Annotated in this window: 12 protein-coding genes; 5 read left to right on the forward strand and 7 right to left on the reverse strand. The window is 67.0% G+C overall.

Annotated elements, in window-relative coordinates:
* The first annotated feature begins 188 nt into the window (after positions 1–188).
* A complete protein-coding gene (locus tag ACEPPI_RS27880) occupies positions 189–698 on the forward strand; it encodes an N-acetyltransferase family protein (protein WP_373918021.1) in 510 nt (169 codons plus the stop codon).
* A 59-nt stretch (positions 699–757) separates the two neighbouring features.
* On the opposite strand, the gene ACEPPI_RS27885 is transcribed toward ACEPPI_RS27880, so the two are convergent.
* Both ACEPPI_RS27885 and ACEPPI_RS27890 read right to left on the reverse strand, forming a co-directional pair.
* Positions 758–1,237, reverse strand: coding sequence for an NUDIX domain-containing protein (locus ACEPPI_RS27885; RefSeq protein WP_373918022.1), 480 nt, complete (start codon positions 1,235–1,237; stop codon positions 758–760).
* Between the two features lie 37 nt (positions 1,238–1,274).
* Positions 1,275–2,168, reverse strand: a complete 894-nt coding sequence (locus ACEPPI_RS27890) for a hypothetical protein (RefSeq protein WP_373918023.1) — start codon at positions 2,166–2,168, stop codon at positions 1,275–1,277.
* Positions 2,169–2,655: 487 nt separating this feature from the next.
* Between ACEPPI_RS27890 and aspS the strand changes: the two genes are divergently transcribed.
* On the forward strand, positions 2,656–3,972 hold the full coding sequence (gene aspS, locus ACEPPI_RS27895) for an aspartate--tRNA(Asn) ligase (protein WP_373918024.1): 1,317 nt from the start codon (positions 2,656–2,658) through the stop codon (positions 3,970–3,972).
* Positions 3,973–4,096: 124 nt separating this feature from the next.
* Here the strand turns inward: aspS and ACEPPI_RS27900 are convergent, their stop codons facing one another.
* Positions 4,097–4,564, reverse strand: a complete 468-nt coding sequence (locus tag ACEPPI_RS27900) for an NUDIX hydrolase (RefSeq protein ID WP_373918025.1) — start codon at positions 4,562–4,564, stop codon at positions 4,097–4,099.
* Between the two features lie 365 nt (positions 4,565–4,929).
* Here ACEPPI_RS27900 and ACEPPI_RS27905 point away from each other — a divergent pair, with 365 nt between their 5' ends.
* The 3 genes from ACEPPI_RS27905 to ACEPPI_RS27915 all read left to right on the forward strand — a co-directional run bounded on the left by ACEPPI_RS27905 (position 4,930) and on the right by ACEPPI_RS27915 (position 7,831).
* On the forward strand, positions 4,930–5,916 hold the full coding sequence (locus tag ACEPPI_RS27905; protein WP_373918026.1) for a phosphotransferase family protein: 987 nt from the start codon (positions 4,930–4,932) through the stop codon (positions 5,914–5,916).
* 1 nt (position 5,917) lies between these two features.
* Positions 5,918–6,622: a nucleotidyltransferase domain-containing protein gene (locus tag ACEPPI_RS27910; RefSeq protein WP_373918027.1), complete on the forward strand. Its 705-nt coding sequence runs from the start codon at positions 5,918–5,920 to the stop codon at positions 6,620–6,622.
* A 156-nt stretch (positions 6,623–6,778) separates the two neighbouring features.
* A complete protein-coding gene (locus ACEPPI_RS27915; RefSeq protein WP_373918028.1) occupies positions 6,779–7,831 on the forward strand; it encodes a hypothetical protein in 1,053 nt (350 codons plus the stop codon).
* Positions 7,832–7,882: 51 nt separating this feature from the next.
* On the opposite strand, the gene ACEPPI_RS27920 is transcribed toward ACEPPI_RS27915, so the two are convergent.
* From ACEPPI_RS27920 to ACEPPI_RS27935, 4 genes are read right to left on the reverse strand one after another with little or no spacing between them, the layout of a single operon-like run.
* On the reverse strand, positions 7,883–10,207 hold the full coding sequence (locus ACEPPI_RS27920; RefSeq protein ID WP_373918029.1) for a UvrD-helicase domain-containing protein: 2,325 nt from the start codon (positions 10,205–10,207) through the stop codon (positions 7,883–7,885).
* On the reverse strand, positions 10,204–16,926 hold the full coding sequence (locus tag ACEPPI_RS27925) for a DEAD/DEAH box helicase (protein WP_373918030.1): 6,723 nt from the start codon (positions 16,924–16,926) through the stop codon (positions 10,204–10,206). The genes ACEPPI_RS27920 and ACEPPI_RS27925 overlap by 4 nt, the downstream gene beginning before the upstream one ends.
* Positions 16,923–22,373, reverse strand: a complete 5,451-nt coding sequence (locus ACEPPI_RS27930) for a hypothetical protein (protein ID WP_373918031.1) — start codon at positions 22,371–22,373, stop codon at positions 16,923–16,925. Before ACEPPI_RS27930 ends, ACEPPI_RS27925 begins: the two co-directional genes overlap by 4 nt.
* Positions 22,370–25,423 (reverse strand): SNF2-related protein, encoded by a 3,054-nt coding sequence (locus ACEPPI_RS27935; RefSeq protein ID WP_373918032.1) that lies wholly within the window; start codon positions 25,421–25,423, stop codon positions 22,370–22,372. The genes ACEPPI_RS27930 and ACEPPI_RS27935 overlap by 4 nt, the downstream gene beginning before the upstream one ends.
* Positions 25,424–25,535: the final 112 nt, after the last annotated feature.

A 25,535-nucleotide genomic window follows, 5' to 3' on the forward strand; every position in this document is an offset into this window, starting at 1 on the left:
CACGACGTCCTGGCGGAACTCTTCCGGATAGGGCTTTGGCACAGCGACATCCTTCCCACCTGCCCCACAGGGCAAGCCAGTTCAGATGTCACCCGATCGTGCGGCAGACCCGTGGGATGGTTCGCCGTAAATTCCGGACGGTCGTGCAAAGGGTCACTTATGGTGTCGAGATGATGTCCGTACGGGTCATGAAGGAAGCCGACATTGCGGCTGTCTCGGCAATACGTGTGGCCGGTTGGAAGGCAGCGTACGCCGGCATTGTGCCTCAGCCCTACTTGGACGGGATGACGGTCGAGAAGGATGCCGAGCGGTGCCGGAGACGTTTTGCGCGGTCGGGCGGGCAGGTGATGGATCTTGTAGCGGTTGATGATCATTCAGAAGTTTTGGGGTGGGCTTGCCTCGGGCCCTACCGCGGCACGGAGGCGGACCATGCTCTGGGTGAGCTCTATGCCCTCTACGTCCAGCCTTCACTCATCGGGACAGGGGTTGGCCGCACGCTGCTCAACGCTGTGAATACCCATGCTGTGGCTCGTGGTTTCGGCACGTTGCTCTTGTGGGTCTTTCGCAACAACTTTCGGGCGCGGCGCTTCTATGAACTGGCGGGCTACTCCGCTGATGGTGCCGTTCAAGTCGACGAATACGACGGAGTATTGCTGTCCGAAGTCCGCTACCGGCGCACGGTGCCGGACGTGATCTGAGCTAAGCGCTTTTGGGTGGACGGATTAGGTCGGGCAGGACGCGCTGGCCATCGGGGTGCTCAGGCGACGTCGCCGAGGTAGCCGGTCGCATACTCCGCGCCGGCGAGTGAGGTGATCGGCCGCCGCAGGGCATGGGGAAGCAGGTTGAGGTGGGGCACCTTTTCCAACTCGATCCAGTCCAGGCCGGTTTGCAAGTCGTCCTCGGCGTGTCCGCCAAGCTTGCTGGGGTCACCGGAGGGGATGCAGTGGAAGATCGCTTCGATGCGGTGGGTGCTGGCTTCGGTGTCGGCGTGTTTGTGGTTGGCGCCGATGTATTCGCGCAGCCACAACATCCGGACCACGGTGACGGTCAGACCGGTCTCCTCGTGGACTTCGCGGCGCACGGTGGCATCGAGGGCTTCACCGGGGAGCTGGCCTCCGCCGGGCAGGAAGTAGCACTCCTGCCCCTCCCAGTTGGCCCGCTGGAGCAGCACACGGCCGGCGTGGAGGACGACAGCTTTGGCAGCGGTGCGGATGATCGGGGTGACAGGCCCGGGCACGAAAGCTCCAACTGTTACTGGTGGTGGGCGGGAAGTGTCAGCGTTCAGTCTTGCTGAAACCGTGGTGCCGTCTGGTGGCCTGAAGCTCCGCTACAAGCCTCGCCGCTTCCCCGCGGGCGGGGTTCAGGAGGGGGTCATCCACGTACGCGTGGGGGCCCGCGATCTTCGCGCAGAAGAACAGCGCCATTAGCTTGCCATCCCGGCTCTCCAGGTCCCGACGTCGTTCGTGGACTACCCGCTCGGACAGCGCCGGGACGGCAAGCGCATTGCCCCACAGGGTCGCGGAATCCAGCCCTCGAGGAGCCATCCCCCAGTCCTCCCAGTCGATCACGCAGAACTCGGGCCCCATCACGTTCGCCCACGTCAGGTCCGCGTGTGCCGGCACCCAGTCGCTCACGGTCGTGTCGGTGACCTCAGGGAAGACGGCACTGATCGTCGAGGTGACCACGTCCTGCGTGATCATCACGGTGTCGGGCGTGGCAATGCGGGGAGTACGGTGCGCGGCGAGGGCATCGAGCGAGGCGTTCAACGACACCCACCACGAATCCTGCAAACTGGGGTCGTCGAGCACCATGGCGCCCTTCCCCACGGGCGCGGCTGTGATCAGCTCCAGCTCGTCAGCGCGCCACATCACCGGCTGGTCCCGCTCACGCCAGGCAAACCCCCGATACCACTGCGGCATGATCACGTCCCGCAGGACCGCCGCGGCCTCGATGCCGTTCCAACCCTGCTCGCCGATCCTGTCGAACCCACGACGCTCGATCCGCACCCAGGTACCGTGATCGGTCTGTCCCCCGATTGAGCGGCGCTTACGCACCACCGTGTTCCGCTCCAGCCGCACCCCCAAGGCCTGGTCCACACGTTCGAGCACATCGTCAATCGGCTGAACTCTCAGATCCACATCAGCCACAGTGGGCAGAGTCGATGCCATGAGACCTCCTTGAGGGCGAACGTGACGGTAGCAAGAAATTCCGTACCGTCACCTCGCACTGCCACGCGCACCGGAGTCCAAGCAAGAGGTCGGCGGCGGCCAGCTCGGCCGCGATGTGCTGCGTGTCGCACCTGGCCTCGGCGGGGCCGTCCTTCGGCCACGTCGTGCGCCATTGCCGTGATTGCGTTGCGGGAGACTTGCGGGGTCCCTATTCTCGTGGGCAACGCGTCGACGGAGACGAGTAGCCACGGATCACGTGAGCAGAGAGAGCCGCCGGGAGCTGTGAAGGCGGACTCGCACCTGTGGTGAAGACCCTCCCGAGCGCGGGGAGGAACGGCCCCCGGGCCCAATGCCCCGCCGGTTTGCCCCCGTCATCGGGCTGAACGAGGCCGCCGCTGTCCGGCGGTGGCAAAGGCGTGGTGGCACCGCGAGTACCCTTCTCGCCCACGCTTCCAAGGGATCATGACGACGCCCCTGGAGGGCTGCGATGATCCACACCACTAGCCGCGTACTGGCTTCTGACCTACACGCGCACCCCGACCAGACCGTCACCGTCTCCGGCTGGGTGAACGCACTCCGGCTGCAGCGAAAGATGCAGTTCGTCATCCTGCGGGACCACTCCGGCATGGTCCAGGTGACCCACAAGCGCGACGGCGGCCCACTCGAAGCCGTCATCGAATCGCTTACCCCCGAGTCCGCCGTCCGGATCACTGGCCGTGTCGTGGACGCGGCGCAGGTCAAGCTGGGCGGCCTGGAGCTCGTCCCCGAGACGGTTGAGGTGCTGAACCGGGCGGAGACGCCCCTGCCGATCGACGAGCACACCGGCCCCGAGCACCGGCTCGACTGGCGCTTCCTCGACGTACGCAAGCGGGCCACCGCGCAACTGGTGTTCACCGCGCAGACGACCCTGGAACAGGGGCTGCGCGAGTACGTCATGCAGAACGGCTGCACGGAGATGCATACGCCGAAGCTGATGGGTACAGCCTCGGAGTCCGGCGCGGAGGTGTTCAAGCTCGGGTATTTCGACCGGTCGGCCTACCTCGCGCAGTCGCCCCAGTTCTACAAGCAGATGGCCGTGGCCGCCGGCATCGACAGGGTCTTCGAGATCGGCCCCGTCTTCCGGGCCGAGCCGTCGTTCACCTCCCGCCACGCGACCGAGTTCACCGGCGTGGACGTCGAGCTGTCGTGGATCGACGACGTCGAAGACGTGATGGCGTTCGAGGAGCGGATGCTCGCTCACGCCATCGCGAAGGTCGCTGAGGTCCACGGTGAGGCGATCCGGGAGGTCTTCGGCGTCGAGGTCGTCGTGCCGGAGGCTCCGTTCCCCAGGATCACGATGGCCGAGGCGCAGGAGATCCTGCGGGCCGGCGGCTGGGGCCCGGAGGGCCTCAAGGAGGACCTGGACCCGGAGGGTGAGCGCACCATCGCCGCTCACATGAAGGAGTTCACGGGCCACGAGTTCGTGTTCATCACGCACTACCCGGCCAGCATCCGGCCGTTCTACCACATGCGTCCGGCGGACCGGCCGGACCTCACGCTCAGCTTCGACCTGCTCTGGAAGGGCCTGGAGATCACCACCGGGGCCCAGCGTGAGCACCGCTCCGACGTGCTGCTCAAGCAGGCGGAGGAGAAGGGTATGAACACCGAGCCGATGCAGGACTACATGAACATCTTCCGCTTCGGGTGCCCGCCCCATGGCGGCCTCGGCGCCGGCCTGGGCCGGATCCTGATGGTCATGCTCGGCCTCGACTCGATCCGCGAGGCCGCGTTCCTGTTCCGCGGGCCGAACCGCCTCACGCCCTGAGGTCGATTCCGTATCTGCTCTGCGCCACCGCCCGCCGAGACGGCGGGCGGTGGCGCAGCATTCATCCGTCGGGCGGCGGCGGAGATTTTTGCCGCTGTGGAGCGTGTGGAGGCGGCGCTTGCGGTTAGCCGAGGTAGGGGTACGTGCCGGCGAGATAGTCGCCGATCTGCTGACGCATGCTGGGGTGGATGTCGTGCTGGTCCAACTCGGCGGGCTGGATGAAGCGGACGCCATCAGCCTCGTCGTTGATGGTGGGCTCTCCGCCCACGGGGCGGCCGATGTAGGTGTTCTCGTACTGTTGGCGGATCTCGCCGTCGGTGTAGGCCACGATGTGGTGGGGGTTGGTGTAGACCCCGAGGAAGCCGGTGACCTCGGCGGCGATGCCGGTCTCCTCAAGGCATTCGCGTACCGCGCACTGCACAGCCGTCTCGCCGATGTCCTGGGCACCGCCGGGCAGAGCCCATTGGCCGGTGTCGCGGCGGCGCTGGAGGAGGATAGCGCCGCTGTCGTCGACGACGAGCAGATTGCTCGCGGGGATGAGGGTGTTCGCCTTCGGTGCAGCGGGGTCGTTGTAGTACTCAGTCCTGCCCATGTGCGGCGGTCCCCTCCTGGTCGGAAATCCGGGCCGCGCGGCGGCCCAGACGGCTTCGAAGCCTCGAGCGTAGTTCTCGAACCACCCTGTGCTGTTATCCCTTTTGAGGTGGAGGAAAGGGTTGGCGCTGGCCGGCGGGCCCCAGACGTGCGCGGGTTGATCAGCATGTTGTCGGCGTAGCGGAACATGGAGGTGTAGTGCGTGGTGTTGTGCAGCCGCACCTCGGATCCCGGGTTGGGGAGCAACGGGCGGCACTAGGTGAGGGAGGCGCGGATCTGGTGGCGAGGGCGTCGCCGATGCCTTGGAAACATTGCCCAGTCAAATCTCATTGGCGGAGCGCCGCGAGATTGCTGCACTCTGACGGGATGCTGGCCACAATGACTCCACGCCCGCACTACGCTTCCACCGCCGTTCGGCCTGGATGGCAGGACCTTCCCGAGCCTGTCCGCCTTCTGATCAGTCGGCGGTTCAGCGGCCGAGTATCGGCCGGACCGAGCTCAGGCAGCGGGTTCACCCGCGGCTTTGCCGCAGTGATCTTCTCGGATGACGATGCTCAGTTCGTAAAGGCCGTCAACAGTGCCGATTCCGTGCACATCGCGGACTGCTACCGGCGCGAGGCGCTGATCAACACGGTGCTGCCTGCCGATGTGCCCGCTCCCCGTCTGCGATGGCATGAGGAGCAGGACGGATGGGTTGTCCTGGGTTTCGACGCCGTGGATGGAGGCCGTATGCCCAGCGAACCCTGGAAATCGGAGGAGCTGTCGGCCGCATTGGATGCATGGGCCACGGCAGCAGAGGCGCTCGCTCATCCGTCTGCCCAGCTTCTGGAAACCGGACTTAAACCAGTGGGCGATGGAGGAGACTTCGACGATTGGCGCGCCCTCGTCGGAGGCGCGACTGAGCACCGTCTACTGCCGACCTGGACGCCATTCCACCTCTTGGATCAACTTGCTGACCTGGAGGCTGGATGGCGCGAGGCCACCGCGGGCACCGCGGTTCTGCACCATGACCTCCGGCAGGACAACGTCCTCCTCGACACCAATGGAGCAGCCTGGATCTGCGATTGGAACTGGCCCTGTCTGGGCGCAAGTTGGTTCGATCTCGTGCTGCTTCTGGCCACTGCATTCGCTGATGGGTACGACGCATCGGCGCTCTTCGCCCGCCATGCCACGGCCCAGGGTGTTGAAGGAGAGCAACTGGATGCCGCCTTGGCTGCGCTCTCCGGCTTCTTCCTTGTTTCCGGAGCCCAGCCACCTCATGCGTTCGGATCTCCGTTCCTCCGACAGCACCAAACCTGGAGCGGCGAGGTCGTTCTGCGGTGGCTTGCCGAGCGAAAGAAATGGGCGATTTGACATGGATCCAGTTGCAGCAGCGCGCGCCGTTGTAGAGGAACGTCATCCTGCCGCCCGGGCGGCTTTTCTGGGGGGCGGCATCCTGTCGGAACGACGCACGGCCTTCTCCGACCTCGACATCGTCGTGCTTCTACACGGAACCCCGGCCCCGTACCGTGAGAGCTTCCGGTTTCGCGACTGGCCCGTGGAGATGTTCGTCCACACGGAGGACACCTGGCACGCATTCGTAGAGCGTGAGATACGGCGACGGCGGAGCCCGCTGCTGTGGATGTGTGCGGACGGCCTGTTGCTCTTCGATGCAGATGGGCTCGGTGTACGTCTCGGCGCTGAAGCCCGGAAGCTGGCCATCGCGGGTCCGCCCGCTGTTAGAGCCGAGGAGCTTGAGGACTGGCGCTATGCGATCACGGACCTCCTGGACGATCTCGCTGGGAGTGCAGATCAGGCGGAGACGCTGTTCATCGCAGCAGAACTCACCAGGAGAGTCGGCGAACTGGCGCTGAATGCGAGTGGATCATGGTGCGGTGGCGGGAAATGGCTAGCACGTCGCATGGATGCCGCAGCCCCAGGACTTGCCGCCAGCTTGCACGACGCCGTCCGTGAGGCACTGGGCGGGAACAACGAGCCTCTTGTCGGTGTGACGGACGAGGTGTTGGCTCAGGTCGGCGGGCGGCTGTGGGCCGGATACCGACGAGGTGGCACACCGTGAATGATTTCGACCAGACGGATCGAAGTCTGACCCGTCTGTGCCCTGGGCCTCTTCGACTGGGATGACTGGGCAAGGCTCCAGCGCATGACCCGGTTTCGCCAGCGGTGAGATCATCACTGATGAGTATGGCGTGATCGTGTTACGGAGGGGGAGAGCGTGGCCAAGGATTCGGCCTTGCGGGGCTATCTGTTGGAGGAGTCGCTGGCCTGGCTGTTGCGGTTCTCCGGATACCGACTCCTGGTACACGAGGACCAGGACCCCGTGGAGCTCGTGAGCCAGGGTGACACGCTTCGGGTCCGGGGGCGGGGCGCACTGCATCAGGTGGACGCGCTGGGCGAGTTCGCGTTCACGCCGGCGTTCTCGATGCCCGTGCGGCTCTTTCTTGAGGCGAAGTTCTACAAGGACCGGGTCGGGCTGGAGATCGTGCGGAACGCGCACGGCGTCGTGCATGACGTGAACGAGAACTTCATGACGCATGCCGGGAGGCGGCCGCGGCAGCGCTACCAGTATTCGTACGCCTTGTTCTCGGCGAACGGGTTCACCGCGGAGGCGCAGAAGTACGCGCTCGCCCATCAGCTCTCGTTGGTGGATCTCTCCGGTGCGTCGTTCGCCTGGCTGCTGGGGGCCATCGGTACGACGGCGTGGACGTTGGACAGGGCTCAGAAGCACCTGGGGCCGTCCGATCCTTTTCCCATGACGTGGCTACGCACCGAGGTGCGGAAGGCGCTGGGTACCGCACCGGCCCATCTGCTGCCCGCAGTGTCGATCGCCGAGGGGAAGTTCAAGCAGGAGGCCGCCGCGGCCATTGCGAGTTTCGTTGCGGCTCTGCAGCAACGCAGTGATGCTGAGCTGTTGCTCGGGTTTCCGGCGGCCCCGTTCATCCTGCCGCTGGCCGCTGACGATCACCATGCGTTCGTGGCGTATGCGGATGCCCAGCCTGATCACGCGGTGCGGATCCGGAGGCGGGGTAGCGGCGGCTCGGCGGAGTGGACCCTGTCGCCGTTGAGTGCGCAGAACGCGTATGAGCTGGCGTTCAAGCTGCCAGAGCATGTGGAGGACTGGATCAGTGACATCGCCGAGAAGGAGCGTGGCCGCACGCTGGAGGTGAAGGAGCAGTTCCTGTCGGCGATAACGATCTATCGGATGAGCGGCGGTGGGGTACGCGCCTATCAGCTGCGCTATGAGGCGAGTTCCTTGTCGCGCGCCTGAGGACAGCCGAGACTCCGGCCTCCCCGCGGGTGCGGGGAGGCCGGCAGTTGGTCAGATCGGCAGGTAAGGGCTGGGCCTGTCGTGCCAGCTGATGTTGAGGGCATCGCGCGCTCGAGTGGTGGCTACGAACAGCAGGGAGCGGGCCTTGCGCTGTTCACGCTCGTAGCGGGGTGGGTCCTCGGTGCGGTAGCGGTCGATCACGTGGGTACGAGGAATGATGCCGTCGCTGGCACCGACGATCGCCAGGCGCTGGTACTCAAGGCCCTTGAAGCGGTGCATGGTGCCGACGTGGACTTCGCCATCGCCCTTGGGACCGTCCTTGGTCAGTTCGGCGCAGGTGATGCCAGCCTTGGTGATCAGGTAGTACATGGTTTGGCTGACCATGTCTCGGTCGGCTACGCAGACGGCGATGTGGCCGCTGGGGTCGCGTGGCGAGCCGTTCTCGTCGGTCGAGAGCTCGTCGCGCCAGGCGGCGAGGGTGGTGGCGAGACCCGCGAGTTCGGCGTTCCAGGTGTCGTACGGGGTGAAGCTGGGGGCGGGGCCGTGTAGGACGGACCGGTAGCCGGCGAGGTTGTCGGTGCCGTCGTCGAGGTCGTCGTAGCCGACCTTCTGACCGGAGTTCCGCGGTTCGACGACACGCAGGGCGTCGGCGAGGATCTCCCTGGTGGTGCGGTAGCTCAGGGTCAGCCGGGAGGAGCGGCCGCGGATGTTGATGCCGAGGGCGCCGAGGGCGACCTGGTGGTCGTAGATTCGCTGGTGGGTGTCCCCGGCGATGAACATGTCGTTGGGCAGGTCCGGGTCAGCCATGGCCCGGAGCATCTTCCAGTGCGCGGGGCTGAGGTCCTGGGCCTCGTCGACGACGATGTGCCGGTACCGGTAGCCGAGGTAACGCATGCCGGAGCTGTTGTCGCGGTGGATGAGGTCCTTGCCGCCGACCTCTTCCTTGTATTCGCGGCGGGCCCGGATCTTCGCGGCGCGTTCGATCTCGAACCGGGCGGCGCGCTCCGAAGCCTGGCCCCAGGTTTCTACGCCGAGCTTGTCGAGGCGGGCGGTGAACTGCTCGATCAACTTCCAGATGTGGTTGCGCTCCGGGCGGGTCAGGGAGCGACCTCGGCCGGCGCGGCGGGCCTGGAAGTAGGCGGAACGGGTGGGCACGGACTGGCCGAGGATGACCTGCTCCCACTCCTCGAGCAGGAACTCCGGCTCCCAGCGGCGGTCGTCGAGTTCGGCGAGGAGCTGCCGCATCTCGTTCAGTGCCACGTTGTCGTAGACGCGCTGCCTGCCGCGGCCGGGCGCGGTGTTCTCGCCCAGGACGCGTGCGGCGAGCTGGTCGATGTGGGCGATCTCGATGCGGGCGAGGAGTTCGGGCTCGATGAGTGAGGCCAGACGCAGCCGCAGGTCGGTGGTGAGGTTCTTGGTGAAGGTGGTCAGAAGGATCGGCTTGTCGTGGCCGGGCGGCATCTGCTCGACCAGGTGCTTGACCCGGTGGAGGGCGACGATGGTCTTGCCCGTACCGGGGCCGCCCGAGACGCGGGCGGGCCCGTTGTAGTGGCGGCGGACGATGCGTTCCTGGGTGGGGTGCAGGAACACTTTCCAGGCGCGGAAGTCGCCTTCGTCGATGGCGGCCTGGACGGCGTCGTCCACGGCAGTGACCTTGGTCCGGGTCAGGGCCGCGGCGAAGTCGCCGAGGTCGGGCTCGTGGCCGAGCTCGACGGGCTGGGTGATCTCCTTGCGGACTTCGTCGATGTCCATGCCGGCGGCGAGGCCGTACAGAATGTCCTTCGACAGCAAGGGGGAGCCCTCGACGAGTTGGTCCAGCTCGGTACTGTCGGTGACCGTGAGGGCCAGTTCGATGAGCTGTTCGGCGACGCCGAGCTCGCGGAGCTGGTCGGCGGTGTACGCGGCGAGTAGCGCCGGTGCAGCCTGAGGCTCTTCCGGTTCAGCGGCGGGGGAGGGTGCGCGCTCGGCCGGAGCCTCTGTGGGGTCCGGCTCGGCAGGGGTGAGCGTGATGCCGGCGCGGCGCAGGGCGCTGTCACCGACTACGGCGAGGTCGACGAATTCGATCTCGCCGGTGACACGGTTGACCGCGACCTGGAGTTCTTCGTAGACGTCCTTGCGATGGCGGACGGCGATGACCAGCCAGCTCTCGGTACCGTCCGCATCCACACCGGTGGGCGCGAGAAGGGCCCGATAGGACTGGTTGACACGGGCGGACCAGATCCGGGAGTCGCCCTTGAGCTTCTTGAGCTGGAACCCGGGAAGGCTGGGGTTCTTCCGGAAGTCGTGGCAGAAGTCGTAGAACTGGGCCTTGACCGAGCGGTCGAGCTTGTACAGCTCCTGTTCGGCCTTGCGGTACAGGCTGAGCCGGGCGGTCATCGGGTGGTGCCTTCCGTGTCGGGGAGCTGTTCGAGCAGGGTGCCGAGGTGGTCGAGCCAGTCGGCGGCGGTGCGTACGGTCCAACCGTCCTCGGCGTACGCGGCGTCCCGGCGCTGGGCCTCTGGGTCGTCGGCACCGCTGTGGGCGGTGACCACGGCGATTTTGAAGCCGGGGGTCTGCCAGGCGAAGTCGGCCTGCCAGCGACTCGCGCCCAGTTCGAAGCCGAAGACGGGTGCCTGCTTGCCGCGGTCGGCGAGGGTTTCGGCAAGGCGGAGCAGGTCAGGTGCCTCCTCGGCGTCCTCGCGCAGGATCTCGAGGATGTCCTCGTCCCAGGCGGCGTCCCGGATGGCCCGGCGCAGCGCTGCCTCGGCCGCCGAGTCGTTGGTGCGCTCGGGGACGGCGGGCTTGATTCCAGGCTCGGCTACGGGCGCGAGAGCCGCGGTGATGGAGTCGAGCTCGCCAAGCCCACCGCACACGGCGAGCACTTCGACCTCGAAGTCCGGAGCCCGGCTGGCGGCGAGCTGGACGCCGTCTCCCCCGGCGAAGGACAGGAACTGGGTGATGTTGGTCCAGTACAGCCAGGACCGCCACCGCAGCTTGTGCTCGTCCGTGTCGAGGACGGATGCGCTGTCATCGAGTACGGCCAGTGCCGTCCAGCGCAGGTCCTCGGGAACTGCGCCATCCACGGCGAACAGGATCGGCAGACCATGCTCGTCCTGGCTACGAAAGACGTGGACAGGTCCGATGCCGACCGTGTCTGGGACGACCGGCTTGTCGGCCCGCTCTCGAGCCCCGAGGGTAGCAAGCTGGTCGCGCAGCACGGTGACGAGCTCGCTGCGCTTGCCCGTCGCGGCGACGGCGGCTGTTGCGGGGACGCCCACGAGACCGGTGACCAGGGCACGTGCCCGACGTGCCCAGCAAGTGGCGTCCGGATCACGCAAATAGGCGATCAGCGTGTCGATCGGGTTGGCGAAGACAGCCTCACCGAAGTGGGCGCGGTTGCCGCCGTACTGCTCGTAGGCCGCCTTGGCCTGCTCCTGAGCGGTACCCCGGTACGGCGGCCAGACCGGACGGCTGCGCCCAGGGCGGTGCTCGAACAGGTCAATGTCCGCCCAGGTGATCTGGAAGACGACCCTTCCATCGGCGCGCAGCACGGTGCGCCGGGTCGCGTCCTCCGCGATGCGGTTGTGTTCCCGGCTTGCGTGGAACCGGAAACCTTCGAGGTAGACGTCCACGCTCTGCTGAGGGCCGCCGACCCGGGTGAAGGTGAAGTCGGTTCGGGTTCCTTCGAGCTGCCGCTGGGCGGTGAGCCGCCAGTGCATGACCTCGGAGCCGTCGGTGAACCGCAGGTGTCCGCTGGCGTGGCCGTCCTCGTCCAGGGCGGCGTCGTCGGTGACCTTCACCCAGTCCCGCAGGGCGGTCAGGAAGCGAGCCTCAAGGTCGGATTCGACCTGGGCATCCAGCCCGACCAGCCCGGTGTGCTCCACCTCGGTGGTCTCCCAGCCGTCCTCGCCTTCACCCTTGAACAGCAGAGATTCCAACATGGTCAGCGCTGCCTGGCGGGAGACCACGTCCTGGAACTGCTCGGGGGTGTAGCGATGCAGGCAGCGGTGGCAGGCCCGGCGCTGCTCCTCCGCGCACGGGCACGCCTTGAGCTGCTCGTACGCGCGGGCGAGCGTGTCCCGGAAGGCGGCCGGGTTGGTGAGCCGGTCCAGGTAGCCGGTGCCTCCGGGCAGGGAGTCGAAGAGCACCAGGAACCAGCGGCGCTCACCGCTGTCGTTGTCCGGCATGGACGCGACCGTGGTGTCCAGGTGCTGCGGGTCACCGCCGAAATGCAGGTCCACGCCAAGCCGCAGGGCGGCACGGAAGGAGTGCACCTTGGCGTCCACATCCGCGGTCGCAGCCGGGATGAGCACCCGCAGTGCCTCGGTCTGCAGCTGATGGGCGAGCAGTACCGGCTCCTGCGTGGTGCCGTCCTTCTTGCCACGCCGCAGCGGACACCACGGGCGGTGGTGCTTGAGCTGCGGGGACCGCGCCGCCGCCGAGTCGAGGGCATCCGTGTCGTGGTCGAAGACAGGCCGGCCGTCCGCGGTGGCGGCCCCGCACGAGGTGCACACATGGAACGGGTTCAGCCGCACCAAGTGGCCGGCGAAGTCATCGCGGGCGGGGGAGTCGTAGCGGACCGGCCCCACATTGATCCGGCGGATCATGGCGCTTCGGCAATAGTCAACGCCGAAGGTCTCGCGGGCATGCCGCCACGAGCCGGGCTCGATCGCCTCCACCGGAATGTCGACCGCGTCCACGACCGTGTACGAACGGCGGTCGCGGTCGTCCTTGTCATCGCGGATCCGGGCGTCCTCGCGCTTGTCTCGCGAGGTTACGGTGGCTGGCTCGACGATCTGGAAGAGGCAGGAGCCGTCATCGGCGATCTGGCTGGTCTTGCACCTCGGGCACGCAGAGCGGTCGGTTGCGGCGTGCTCGGTACGGACGTAGCCGCAGCCCGGGCACACTCGCCAGGTACGCCACTCCTGGCGCCCTCCTGTAGACAGCTCCAGACCGGTGACCTCGTGCCGGTAGCCGTTGACGTAGAACGTGTTGCCCGGCGCCAGCTCCTGGAGGGCGTAGCGGCGGGGCCGTTCATAGGAGAGCGTGTCGGAGGTGTACACCACCTTCCCAGTCTTCGGGTCGATGCCGTCTTCCCCGTACAGGGTCGCCGACAGCGTCGTCGTCGAGTCGATCAGTGCGTAGTTCGGCAGCAGCCCGAGGTCGCACAGCGCGCTCTGGGCCGTCGTGTCACCCAGGTGGAGCAGCCGCTTGCCCACACCGCGCCGTTCGGCGTCCAGTTCGGCCTTCTGACGGGCCTGGTCGGGGTCGCTCTCGTGGAGTTCGCCGTGCGCCTCGTCGATCTCGCGCAGCCGCGCCCGCAAGGCGTCCTCGCTCTGCCGCCACTCCCGCTCCGCCTGCTCCACCTTGCCGCGCAGATCGTGCGTTGCGTACTTCTCCAGCTCGGCCTTGGCTTGGTCGTTGACGCCAGTGGGAAACAGCTTCAGGAAGCCCTTGACCAGCTCTTCGCCCTGGTCGATCGCCAGTTCCACCAGATCCGTGAGGTACCCGGACGGCCCGAACAGGCGGGGAGCCTTGTGTGGCAGCGCCCTCAGCACGATTCCGTCCGCGCGGACGAGGCGGCCGGCGGCGGCCAAGTCCAGCAGGTGCGCCAGGTACTGGCGGCGCAGGATCTCGATGGCCGACAGGTGGCAGCCGGGCGGCACGATGGTGCCCGCGATCAGGTCCTTCGGGCGCTCCAGGAAGTACAGGTCGCGCCGGCGCCGGTCCGGGATGGTCAGCAGGAAGGCGTTGCCGGTGCGGCGTCCGGCTCGGCCGACCTGCTGCGCATACGAGGCGGGACGGCGCGGCAGTGCGGCCAGGACGACGGCGGACAGGTCGCCGATGTCGATACCCATCTCCAACGTCGGAGTGCAGGACAGCACGTTGGGGTCCTTGAAGCCGCCGCCGCGCTTGAACGCCTCCTCGACCTTCTCGCGCTGCGGGCGCCCAAGCATGCCGGTGTGCTCGGCCGTGACCACCTGATACGTTCCTGCACCGCGGTAGAGACGCCGGTAGTAGTCGTGCGTGTAGTCGCGATCACGGTGGTGAATGCCCAGGCCCTCGGGCCGGTCGCCGGCCACCAGGCGGCCCTTGCCACACCGGTAGGAGGGGCAGGGCTGGCCATGCCACTGGTCCAGGAGGGAGGGATGGACTGTCTGCTCCCAGAAGCACACGGGGCAGCGGACGTACGAAGAACGCACATGCTCGTCGTCCAGGAGCTGGGCCACGATGCTGCCGGGCTTGAGCCCGTATACCCGCACTGACGTGTCGTTCGGGGTACGGACCGACAACAGGCCCATCGATGCCAGCTCGGGCAGCAGCCGACTCCACAGCTCGGGCGCCAGCTCACGAGGCAGTTCCAGGCACCGTCCGGCCCACCGCTCGTACCAGGACAACCGGCCTGTCGCGAAGTCGAACTCACTTCCGTTCTTGGTCTGGCCGAGCAGGAACACCGGGGCGGCGATCCCCTTCGGGAAGGCCCGCATACCCGGAGCCCGCTTGCCCCAGATGAAGTACCGGCTGGTACCCGCCTCGTCGATGTACTTGTCCAGCCACTGGTGGGCGACAGCGCCCCGCGTGCGCAGCCGCTCCAACAAGATGCGGACGAACGCCAGGTACCGCGCATCGTCCTGCGGCACCATCGGCAGCCCGTCGCGGACGCACTCCTCGTGCAGCCGCCTGACCAACGCGACCACGACCGCCGGATCCTCGATGTGGACCTGTGCGGCGGCGGTACGGGTCAGCTCCAGAGTGCGGCCGTTGCGCGACCGGAAGCCGAACTCCATCAATGTCTCGAACGCCAGCCGCTGGCCGATCAACCGCCACGTCTTCAGGTCCCCGCCACGGCCCTGCCCAGACAGGAGCCGGTCAACGCCCTTGAACCCGTGCAGGTCCGGCGGCACCACCGCGGACAGGGTGTCCTTGTCCGTCGTCGCCTCGACCACGTCCGCGATCAGATCGTTGAGCGCGGTCGGCTCATCGTGGCGAAGACGACCGGCCAGCAGCGCGCGCAGGGAGAAGGTGAACGAGCGGTTGGCGACGAATCCGGCCCGGTGCGCGGCATCCTGCACCGAGTCGTTGAACATCAGCGTCTTGTCCTCGCGGAGCTCCTTGTCGAGCTCACCGCCGGTGAACAGCTGGGTGATCGACGCAGCTGCCATCGCGGCCGCGCCAGTACCGAGGTAGCGGATCGCGTTGCGCTCGCCGCAGGCCGGACACCAGTCCTCCTTGGCAGCCGTATTCGCGGTCTCCCCGAAGTTCACCAGCACGAAGGCCGAATCACGGGCCGTCAGCCGTGGCTCCTTCGTGTCCCGGTCATAGTCGTTGAGGGGATCAGGAAGCCGCAGCCGCTTGCGCGTGCCGTCCAGCACCATCAGCGCGCCGCCGGCACCCTGCGACGCGGTCGAGCCGGCCTTGCCGCTGGTCGCCGTCATCAGCGCCGCGCCGGAACCCTCGCGGGCCTGCTGGTCCGTCGCGGTGATGAGGTTCCGCACCCGTGCCTTGTCCTGGCCGAGGGACGCCCGGCGGATCTTGTACGTGTCGAACTGGACGTCGTGGTCGTCGCTCTCGGGCGAGAAGACTGCCCAGCCGGACCGCCCGCAGTCACGGCAGTAGATGGCCGGCAGGAACAGGTTCGCGCTCTGACCCGAGGTGGCCGTCGTCACTGGTGCCGTACGCCCGCCATCAGCCGCGCTCGCGTCCGCCATACCGGCCGCATCCCACCGGAACTCCGCCTTCGGCCAGGGCAGCACACCGCGCAGCAGGCGGGATACCGAGCGTGCCCACTGGTGCACCTCCACATGCACGAAGGGTCGTGGCTCAGCGGGTGTGGACTCCGGATCTCGGGCGTGCGACAGCAGTGCAACGAACCGCGCCAGCGCCTCGGCGGCTTTCTCGGGCTGCCGGGCCACCGCCTGCGACCAGCCGGCCGCACCGGCCCGCCACATCACGTCCAGCACCTCGGGGCTGGTCTTCACCTCGCCGCTCAGCGCCTGCATTACGGCGCGGGTGAACAGGTGGCGCTTGAGGTTCCCGCCGAGCATGAAGGGATCGAGGTCACGGACATCCGTAACCTTCTCGATCAGGTCCAGCAGCGCTTCGTCGCCGGTCGTCGGGTCGGGCAGCGCCAGCAGCTCGTCGGGCGTCGGCATCGGCTGCATGGTCACGTCCCCGAGCGGGACGAACTCCTCGACGGACAGCCGGTTCTCCCCGACGATCGCGTCCGCGGTGAACTCCGTACCGAAGACCTGCGTCGCCACCTCAAGCAGCCGCGCCACGCCATCCTCGTCCGTACCGGAGGCCAGCGTCGCCGACGTCGCCACCGGACAGATCTTCCCCAGCGGCCGGCCGTCCTCGGAGGCGCCGACTGCGGCGGCGAGCCGCCGCAGCAGCATCCCGACGTCCGTACCCTGGGCGCCGTCGTAGGTATGGAACTCGTCCACGACGATGTAGCGGATGTCCGACTCCCGCCACAGCGGCGCGTCATCGGAACGCTGGAGCAGGAGGTCCAGCATCTTGTAGTTGGTGATCAGGATGTCCGGCGGTGACAGCTGCATGTCCGACCGCCGCGTACGTACCTTCTCGTACTGGGTCGCGGCCCGTTCACCGATGTAGAGGCCGGCGGACAGCTTCCCGAGCTCGGCGTTTTGAGTGAGCAGCTCGTTGATGCGCTGCGCCTGATCGGTGGCGAGGGCGTTCATCGGGTACAGGAAGACAGCCTTCACACCGGTCTTCCCCGCTTCACGCTCCCGCCGACAGTGATCGAGCACCGGGTACAGGAAAGACTCCGTCTTACCGGAGCCCGTGCCGGTGGTGACGAGCGTCGGCTGCGGCGTGTGCCCGTGCGCGGAAGTCAGCCGCGCGAAGGCGACCGCCTGATGCGCGTATGGCTTGAACCCCTCCCGCTGCCACTCCAGGTGCTTCCGCCACCCCTCACCGGCCACGGTGAACGGGGTCCGGATCCGCAGATACGGCCCACGGAACATCCCCGAGGTCTCGTCCCCGAGAAACCGGTGCAGCGCCTCGCGCGCACCCTCATCGGTGAGCGCGTACGTTGTCGACAGGTACTGCAGCAGGCTCTCCTTGAGCCCCCGCGCCTGAAGGGTCGGCCTCACGAGTTCGGCACCTCCTGCTTGACCGGGTCCCACTCGCCACGGGCAACGGCCTCATCGAGCCGCTTCTGGAACACGGCGTGTGCGGCACGCATCTCCGCCTCACGGTCCGCCTTGTGGAAGGGCTCGGAATAGCCCTCGGGTACGGGGGCGGTGGCGGGGTCGGCCCGGTACGCCTCGAACTGCGTCCAGCTCTCCTTCGTCTGCCGCTGGCCGATAGTGCGGGCATTGCCCGCGATCTTCCAGCCCTCGGCGTCGAACCAGGTCACGGCTTCGTACTTCTGGAGCACGGGGAACCGACCCCGGTACGCGGCAACGAGCGCATCGGCATCCATGCCAAGCCACACGGCTACCAGCGCGTCGATCTCCACCAGGGCGGACCGGCGAGCACGCTCGCTACGGAGGGGCGTCTCGGGGCGCCAGTCCGAGGTAACGGCGTGCAGGGGCTCAAGACCGGGCCAGGCGCAGGCCCACGGCTCGTAGGCGGGCCAGGTCGCGTCGTACAGCTCCGCCCAGAGATCGGCATAGGCGCGGGTGAGGCAGTTGAGCCTGAGAGTGCGGAGGAGGAGGGCCGAGGCAAGGGGGTGAGTAGGCGTGGGAGCGGGCATAACTCTGGCGCCCTTGACCTGAAGGTCGCCTCGGCCGGTTGCCCGGAGAAAGTAATCGAGCGGAAGTGAGGCCCAGAATCCGCCGACTAGCGCAGTGAGACGGAGATCCGGCATGGCAAGACTGTGCACGGCGTGAATGTGGGTCGTGCCTGGCGGTACGAGAGCGGCGTAGAGCGCACGCTCAGTGTTAGGGGCAATCATCTTTCGCCAAGCAAGGCGGTGAAAAGTGGCGTACCTGCGCTGGGCTCTCTCCACTAGCACAGCGTCGATCTGAGCTGGTGTCGCCTGCTCCTCCGGAATGTGATAGGCCCGAGCCACCGATTGCCGAGCACGGCTGATCGCCATGTCACTGGCACGCAGGCGCGTAAGGGCCTGATGGTCGATCCACCGTTCTTGCTCGGACAGGTAGGCACGGTTCCTGCCCTTCGCCCGCACATACGCGGTGTCGAGCACGAAGTCGTGTGCGAGAGCTACGAGATCAGCGCCGTATGCGTCATTGCTGTTGGCGTCATGCCGCTTGAACACTGGGGTAGCGACGCTAAGCTGCGTGCCCTTAAGGACTACATGACGCCAACGGTCCGGCTGGTACTCCATGCCTGTGTTCGGGTCGGGACGGTTGTAGTCGATGAGGTTGTCTTTCTTGGCGCCACTCTCGTGGTATCCCGATGAGATCCGCGCAGCCAGTCCAAGTCGAACCGGATAGTCCGCCAGTGCCTGGATCGCAGCAGATTCCCCCGTACTGACGGGAAACAGGAGGCGGGCCTGCTCTACGGGCTGGTCGGTTTCGTTCAGCAGGCGCTGCCACACGGATAGCTGTTGTTTGTCCACTCGAATTACACGGGCCCGGTGGGGACGCTCATCGAACTCCCCGTTGCGGTACCGAACCCCCGGGACCTCGCCCGAGCCGTCGTGCTGGGCCGAAGACCGCAGGGCGTCCGCAGATACCAGCCAGGAAAGATGGTCGAAGCCAATCTCCCCAGGCCGTCCGTAGATGTGCACACCAAAGTGGGCGGTGTGACCGACTGGCTCAGGAAAGAACCTCTGTCCGGAGTTGACGAAGTCCCCATGAACCCGAAGCCGCTGGTAGGCCGCCGCCCGCAGCTGGCCCTCATTGTCCCCCGAGAAATGTGTATCGGGATGCACCATCCCTGAGGTGCCCTCTGCCGACATATGTGCCCATACCTGCATCATGAACGCTCGATACAGGTCCGGCTGTGTGCCGATCAGCAGCGGATACATTTGCGGCGAGCCGAACACTGCGACCTGCGCGCTCGTGTTCGTCAATTCGCCCAGTACGTACCGGCGCGCCGCCGACCCTGAAAGTACCTCGTTACGACGCCGCTCCTTCTCAGTCGTTGGCGCCTTCGCCTCCAACTCGAACCAAGGCTCGTGCTCCGCGAGCACAGCCGACTCGTTCCAGCGGGGTCGCACCCACGGCGGGTTGCCAACCTGGAGGTCGAAGCCGCCACCTCGCGCGAAGACGATGGCGAATTCCAGCTCCCAGTGGAGGAAACCCTGTTCCTCCGCGACGTCGCGCACCTCTCGGAGCCAAGGGAAGCGATCCTCCGGGTTGCCGGCATCCATGCCCATGAAGCCGGGAAGGGTCTCTTCGAAGGCCTTGAGCGCGTCAAGGCTCGCGAAACTGTCGATGAGGGTGCCCTCGGGCACGTCGGCTGTGCCCAGCATGGCCTCGAGGAATTCCAGCCAGTCATCGAGGTTCTGGAGTGGGACCATCTGCCGCTTCTCCGGCGTCTTGGACTTCGGAGCTGCTGTCTCCTTCCCGCTCTTGGACCCGACCTGCTTGACTTCCACGATGGCGTCGTCGTCCGCGGTCAACTCAAGGTCCTCGAAGCTTGTTTGTTCGGGACCGAATGAGAACAGAGCTGTCGCCTCGACGAAGCGCGGTGTGGGCCTCGGCGCGGGGACGGCCGACGGTTCCGGATCAGACGAGGGGCTCGGCGGCACGTCGGTCAGCGGGACCCCGTCGAGCACTCGCGCAAGGCCTTCCACATCTGCTACCGGCGCATGCGCCGCGTACTCGCCGGCGGTGCCGTCGAGCAAGTCGGCCTTGTCCACGGGCCAGAACCACAGGGCGCACCAGGCGTCCATGATCTTCTTCAGTCGCCAGTACGGGGTGTCCGCGGCGTTGAAGAGGTCTTCGAGGACCTTCTCCTTGGGCAGGGCCTGGTCGGGGCGTTGGAGGAAGTCGTACTCGGGGTCGGCGGGATCGGCCCCCCACACGTCGATCCGGCGGGCGATCGCCTGCTCTGAGAGCTCCATGCGCTTGACGACCAGTGACCACAGGAACTCCGCCCGCCGGGCGGCGTCTCGCAGGCGGGTGAACTGGGAGACCGGCTCAGTCTTCGCCCTGCTGGCCTTGCTCCGCTTCGGCCGCTGGAGGATGCCCTTCTTCCAAGCGCCGAGCTGCTCGACGCCTTCCTTTGCGAGTTCTCGCGCCTCCTTCGAGCCCGCGGCGGCTGCCCACCCGGGGCTCGGCAGCAGGAACTGGTGCACCGCGTCCTGGGGGAGGGGCTGGGGCTGGCCCCCTTTGAGGAATGGCAGCGGAGTCGGGCCCAGGGCGCCCTTTGCCTTGAGCCATTCCTTACCGGTGACGTCGTCCGCCGCGTAGAAGGCCCTGCGCGCGCCGATCAGCGAGTTACCGCGCCGCAGATGCAGGCCGAACCATGGGGCTCGCATGCCGGGGTGCATAGTGTTGAGCCACAGCGACACCTCGGCAAGTTCGACACCTGTCGGGTTGAGGTCGACCCCATATACGTTGTGCAGGGCGATGTACGCCTTGGCCTTCTGCTTCTCAGTGAGGGCGTCTGCGGTCGGGATGCTGGTGCCGAGCTCGTCTTGGCGTCGCCGCAGGTACTCCTCGGCGACTTGGTCGATCGCCTCGTTGAGGAAGGCACCGGAGCCGAGGGCCGGCTCGCAGATCCTGTACTTCAGCAGCTCGGACGCCCGCGTCTTGATGACGTTGCCGTCAGCGTCGCGTTGCTGATCCACCCGGTGCTTGAGGGTGAGGTCTACCGTCACCTGCCTCAGCGATTTGGGCGTGTAGTACGAGGCGGAGGTCTCCCGGTCGCGGCCGGCGAGACGGTAGACGAAGGAGCCCTTGTCGTACTTCTTGACGCCCCGTAGGTTGCTGCGCGCGTCGTCTTCGCCGTAGTGGACCAGGGTCTTGTCGGGGTACTGGTTTTGCTTGTGCGAGGGGATGAGCCAAGAGCCCTTCTCCGGGTCACCGCCCTTGGCAACCTCGCACAGTTCCTCCTCGGCGATTCTGCCGGTGTAGGACATCAGGCCCTCGTAGACGGCGCCGAGCTGGTCGATGCCGAGATTGCGGTAGGAGATGAAGCCTCCACGCTCGCCGCGCTTGCCCTTCTTCATGGTGAGCAGGCGCAGCACCTGGTGCAGGGCGGTGTTGCGCAGGCGCAGGTCCAGCCAGCGCGGGTCGTTGTCCTCATCGCTGCGGGGGTCGAGGACGTTCCTGCCGATGAGCCGCACGGCGGCCGGCTCGAAGAGTGTGCTGCGCAGGGGTTCGAAGCGCAGGCCTCGGTCCTCGCTGCGGCGGGCCGCCTTGGCTTTGCGGGTCTCCTCGTCGTCGCCAGGCTGGTCATCGTCGGCTTCGCTGCCGTATGCACGATGACCGAAGTTGACCTTGTTGAAGAGGACGTCCAGGGACTCGTACAGGTGGAAGCCATTACGGGCCTCCTCCTCGACCAGTTCCTCGTCGCGTTCGACGAGTTCACGCAGGCGGGCCATGGAATAGCCGGCCTCGTAGCTACCGTCGTCGGCGGGCAGGATGCCCAGCTCGGGGCGGGCCTCGGCGTAGAGCAGGAAGAGGATCCGGTAGAGGTAGCGCAGGCATTCGCGGGTGAGCTCCCGGGCGAAGGGGATCTTCCGGCTCGCGATGTCGGCTGGCACTACGTCGTTCTTCGGGTCGGCCATCCGCTGAAGGACTTCGTTGGCGATGATCTCGACCGAGCGCTGCAGGCCGTGGCGCAGCTCACCGGAAACACCTGCGGCATTGGCGCCGGAGGACTTCAGCAGCGCGTCGATGGCACGGCTCTGGTCGTTCTCGCCGGGCCGGAGCATGTCCAGGCTGAACAAGGCGGCGATGGTGGCGAGTTCACCTTGCTGCGTGCGGTCGTTGCGTTCCAGCGCGGCGTCGAGATTGACGGCGAGGTAACGGCCCTCGTTGAAAGACTGGCGGTCAGCGAGGACGAGTACACCGCCGCAGAGCAGCAGCACGAGGCGCGGGTGAGGGCCGCCGGCCTCACCGAGCTCGCTCTGGAAGAGCCAGGCTGCCAGTGCCGGGCCTGTTTCGTACGTTTCGCTGGCGCTCACGCGCAGCGGTGACAGCAGGCGGCCGGGGCCGTCGGCGTTGAGGGCGGTGTCATTGTCGGCGGCCCAACCGCAGTCCAGAGCAACGATGCCGTGGCCGTGGTAGGCCGCGGTCAGGGTGTGGTCCCGCCCGGCGCGATGAACCGTGACCTCGGTCGGCGTGGGGCCGAAGCCGAGGGCCTGTAGCACCGTCTGGTGCCACTCGACGAGCCGCTTGCGCCACTCCGGGTTGTTGTGGGTGTACAGCCGGGCTTCGTCTCCGGCGTCACGCTCGGCGGCCTCAGCGAAGTAGCCGCGTACGTCCTCGGCGAGGTAGGTGGCGCGCAGGCCGCGCAGCATCTCACGCGGGGTCCGGCGGGGATCGTTCTCGTCCCCCTCGCGCAGGGCCCAGGTGGTGAACAGGCCCTTCTTGAGGTCGGTGCCGAGTTGCTCGGCGAAGTAGTGCGCGGACAGGTACTCGCCTCGGTTGCTGAAGGAGTCGAAGTCGGTGCTCATCGGTCGGTGCCCCCTTCAGCGGCGTTGAGCGGTTCGAGGACGGCGAGCAGGCGCAGCATCGGCTCGCCCGTAGTCTCCAGGGATTTGATCAGCTTCAGCCGCCGACTGGCGCTGAGGTTGACTCCGCGCTTGCCCGTCCCGTCGACGGAGAAGATGGCTTCCTGCTGCCAGTGCACGACCCGCTTGCGGTAGGGCTCGAGGGTCGCCTCGATCTGTTGGCGGTAGCCGTCCTTCAGCTTCACGAGGTGCCGTTCCGCCTCCTCGATGGCAGCGGGCACCAGCGCGGTCAGACCGTCGATGTCAAGCGGCGTGGATCGGCCGGGCATCGTCGGCCCGACGCCGTATTCCTCCAGTACCTCCGCGGTCAGGGTGGTGGCTTCGAGTGCGCCGGGATAGCCGTGGACGGCCATCCACTCCACGATCGTGGGTCGGCCCAGTGCGTTGGAGCAGATGCCTTGAATCAGGTAGGTCGGGGTGTCCACGGAGGCGGCGAGCACCGGGGCTTGGTGCCGGCCGATCTCGACGAGCACCTTGTCGGTCAGCCAGTCCAGGACCGGGTGGACGTCGGTGACGTAGGAGACGTTCGGCCACTGGGACTTGGAGGACTCCCGGGCTGCCTTCAGCCGGGTGGCTGCGAGGTCTTTGGAGAACGTGATGCGCATGCGGCCCGGCTCGTTCTTGCGGGGCATGATCTGCTGCTCGTCGAGGTACGACTTGGGCAGTGCCTTCAGCCGGTACAGGAGGTCGCGCGGAGGCTCGAACGCGATCGTGCCGTCGTCGTCACGGCGAAGGGACAGCTGGTCCTCGGGGTTGGGCTGGCAGACCTGACGCAGCGCCTCGTCGAAGTAGTCGGCGGTGGAAGCGAAGAGGCTGGGGACGTTGGCCCGGAGGACTTCGGGGTGCTCGGGCACGGCGCCGACCTGTCCGAGGAGCCCGGCGAGGAACGCGGCGCCACCCTGCTGGGACTGCTTGAGCGACTCCTCGACGGTCCGGCCGGCGATGAGGTCCTGGGTGAGGCGGTTCTCCTCCTCCTTGGCCCGGTACAGGCCAGTGACCGCCTCCGCAGAGCCTTCGATCTTGTGCGCTTCCTCCTCGCGCTTGAGGAGCTTCTCGCCCACCAGCCGGTCGTCCAGGGTACGCGGTAGGGCGGTCGTCTCATCCGTACGCCAGGGCACGTCGCTGGTGAGGATCAAGGCCCGGAACTGCGGTTGGTGTTCCTGGCCGTAGCGGTCAATACGGCCGTTGCGCTGCTCGATCCGGATCAGAGACCACGGAAGGTCGAAGTGGATCAGTCGATGGCACTGCTGGTGCAGGTTGACGCCCTCGGAGGCGACATCGCCGGTGAAGAGGATGCGTACCGGGTCGTCGCGCAGGCCGAACTTCTCGACGATGGCCTGCTGCTCCTCGTCGCTGCTGGCCTCGCCATGCATGACCTGCACCGCGCCCCCGAACGCCAGCCAGGGCTTCTTCTCGTCTGGGCTGGCTCCGTGCGTGAAACCGAGCGCTGCCGGGACAGTCTCGGCCAGCCACTTCAAGGTGGGGATGCGCTCGGAGAACACAACGACGCGGGTCCCCGACCCAGGGCCGACCCCCATCTTCCGCAGCTCGTCCAGCAGCGCCGTCAGCTTTGCCGAGTCCTGGTCCTGGATCCGCTCAGCCAAGCTCCGCAATTCGACTAGAGCGTCGCGCTCGGCCTGCTGTTGCGCTTCCCGGGCCGAAGGGTCGACCGGGCGCGCGGCCTTCTGGGCACGGTCCGCCGACTGCTCCGTGGGCGGCTTGTCCAGTGTCGCCAGCCGCGTCTTGACCGTCTCCAGCAGGGCCCGGTGCGAAGACAGGAAGGACTTCAGCAGCTGGTACGGCACGAGCTGGTGCCGACTGACCGACGGCTGCGCCAGATCACCTGGAATCCAGCGCGCGGCAAGCTCTCGGAAGACGGCCAGCTCTTTCTCGCCAGCCGGCACGTGAATGGGCTGCGACGGGCCGCGGTCAGCCCAGGAGCCCTTCAGCGAGTCACGCACCTCGGCTGAGGTCTTCGTGCGGCGGATGTAGAGGTGGCCGAGGTCCTCCACCGCGTACGCGGACGGGTCTGTGATGGCCGCCTCGTCGAGCATCATCACCAGCTCGGCGAAGGATTGGGTGCGGCCGTTGTGGGGCGTGGCCGAGGCCAGCACGAGGGCGTCGGTCTTGCGTGCGAGTAGGCGGGCGAGCTCGTTGTTCTTCGTTCCGCGGTTGACGAGGTTGTGGGACTCATCGATTACGACGGCATCCCAGTCGGTGTGCTCCAGGTGGTGCGCGTAGACATCGCTCTTGAGGGTGTCCACGGAGATGATGGCGCGCTTGAAGTACGCGAACGGGTTGCGGCCGGCAGGGATGTCCTGCTGGATGCGCTGGATGCCCGTCGAGTCCAGGCGCACCAGAGGAATGGCGAAGCGAGTCCACAGCTCGCGCTGGAACTGCTCCAACACATGCTGCGGGGTCACCACCAGGATCCGCTCGCCGCGGCCGCGCCGGATCAGCTCGGCTAGCAGCACCCCGATTTCCAGGGTCTTGCCCAGGCCCACCACATCCGCGATCAGGATGCGCGGCTGCGGGTTCTTCATCGACAGCGCCAGCTCGGCAGGGCGCAGCTGGTGTACCTGCTGGTCCATGAGGAAGCTATCGGCCAGCGCCAGCCCGTGCTCAGTCTGCGGCAGGAACGTCTTGCGGATCACGGACTCGAGGAACAGCCGGCCACGCCGGTGGTTCGGTGAGTCGTCCGGGACCAGCCGCGTCTCCCGCGGGTCCAGCACCTGGATGTCGTCGAGCCGACTGTAGAAAACGGCATCGGTGCCGCGGACGAACGACGAGATGCCGGTGACCTCGACCATCCACCCGTCGAGCTTTGTGTCCTTGCAGTTCCGGACGAGCCACAGCTCGTCCCGGATCAGTACCTGAGCTCCCGGCGCGAAGCCGGACGAGGCGGGACCCGAACGTTCCGGAACATCGTCGGGCCTCCAGGCGTCCCACACCGCATCGCCCTGGCCGCCCACGGCTTCCGCCTCGACGCTCAACGTCCGCTCCGATCCTCTACCTGCGGCCTTGACAGCCGCTCACACCCCACGGGCTTCTTGGGCGTCGTCACGCGACGCCCGTACGCACCCATTCCGACACAGACTCTCACCA

Origin of the sequence: Streptomyces sp. AB3(2024) (assembly GCF_041862025.1) — a bacterium.
Classification (GTDB): domain Bacteria; phylum Actinomycetota; class Actinomycetes; order Streptomycetales; family Streptomycetaceae; genus Streptomyces.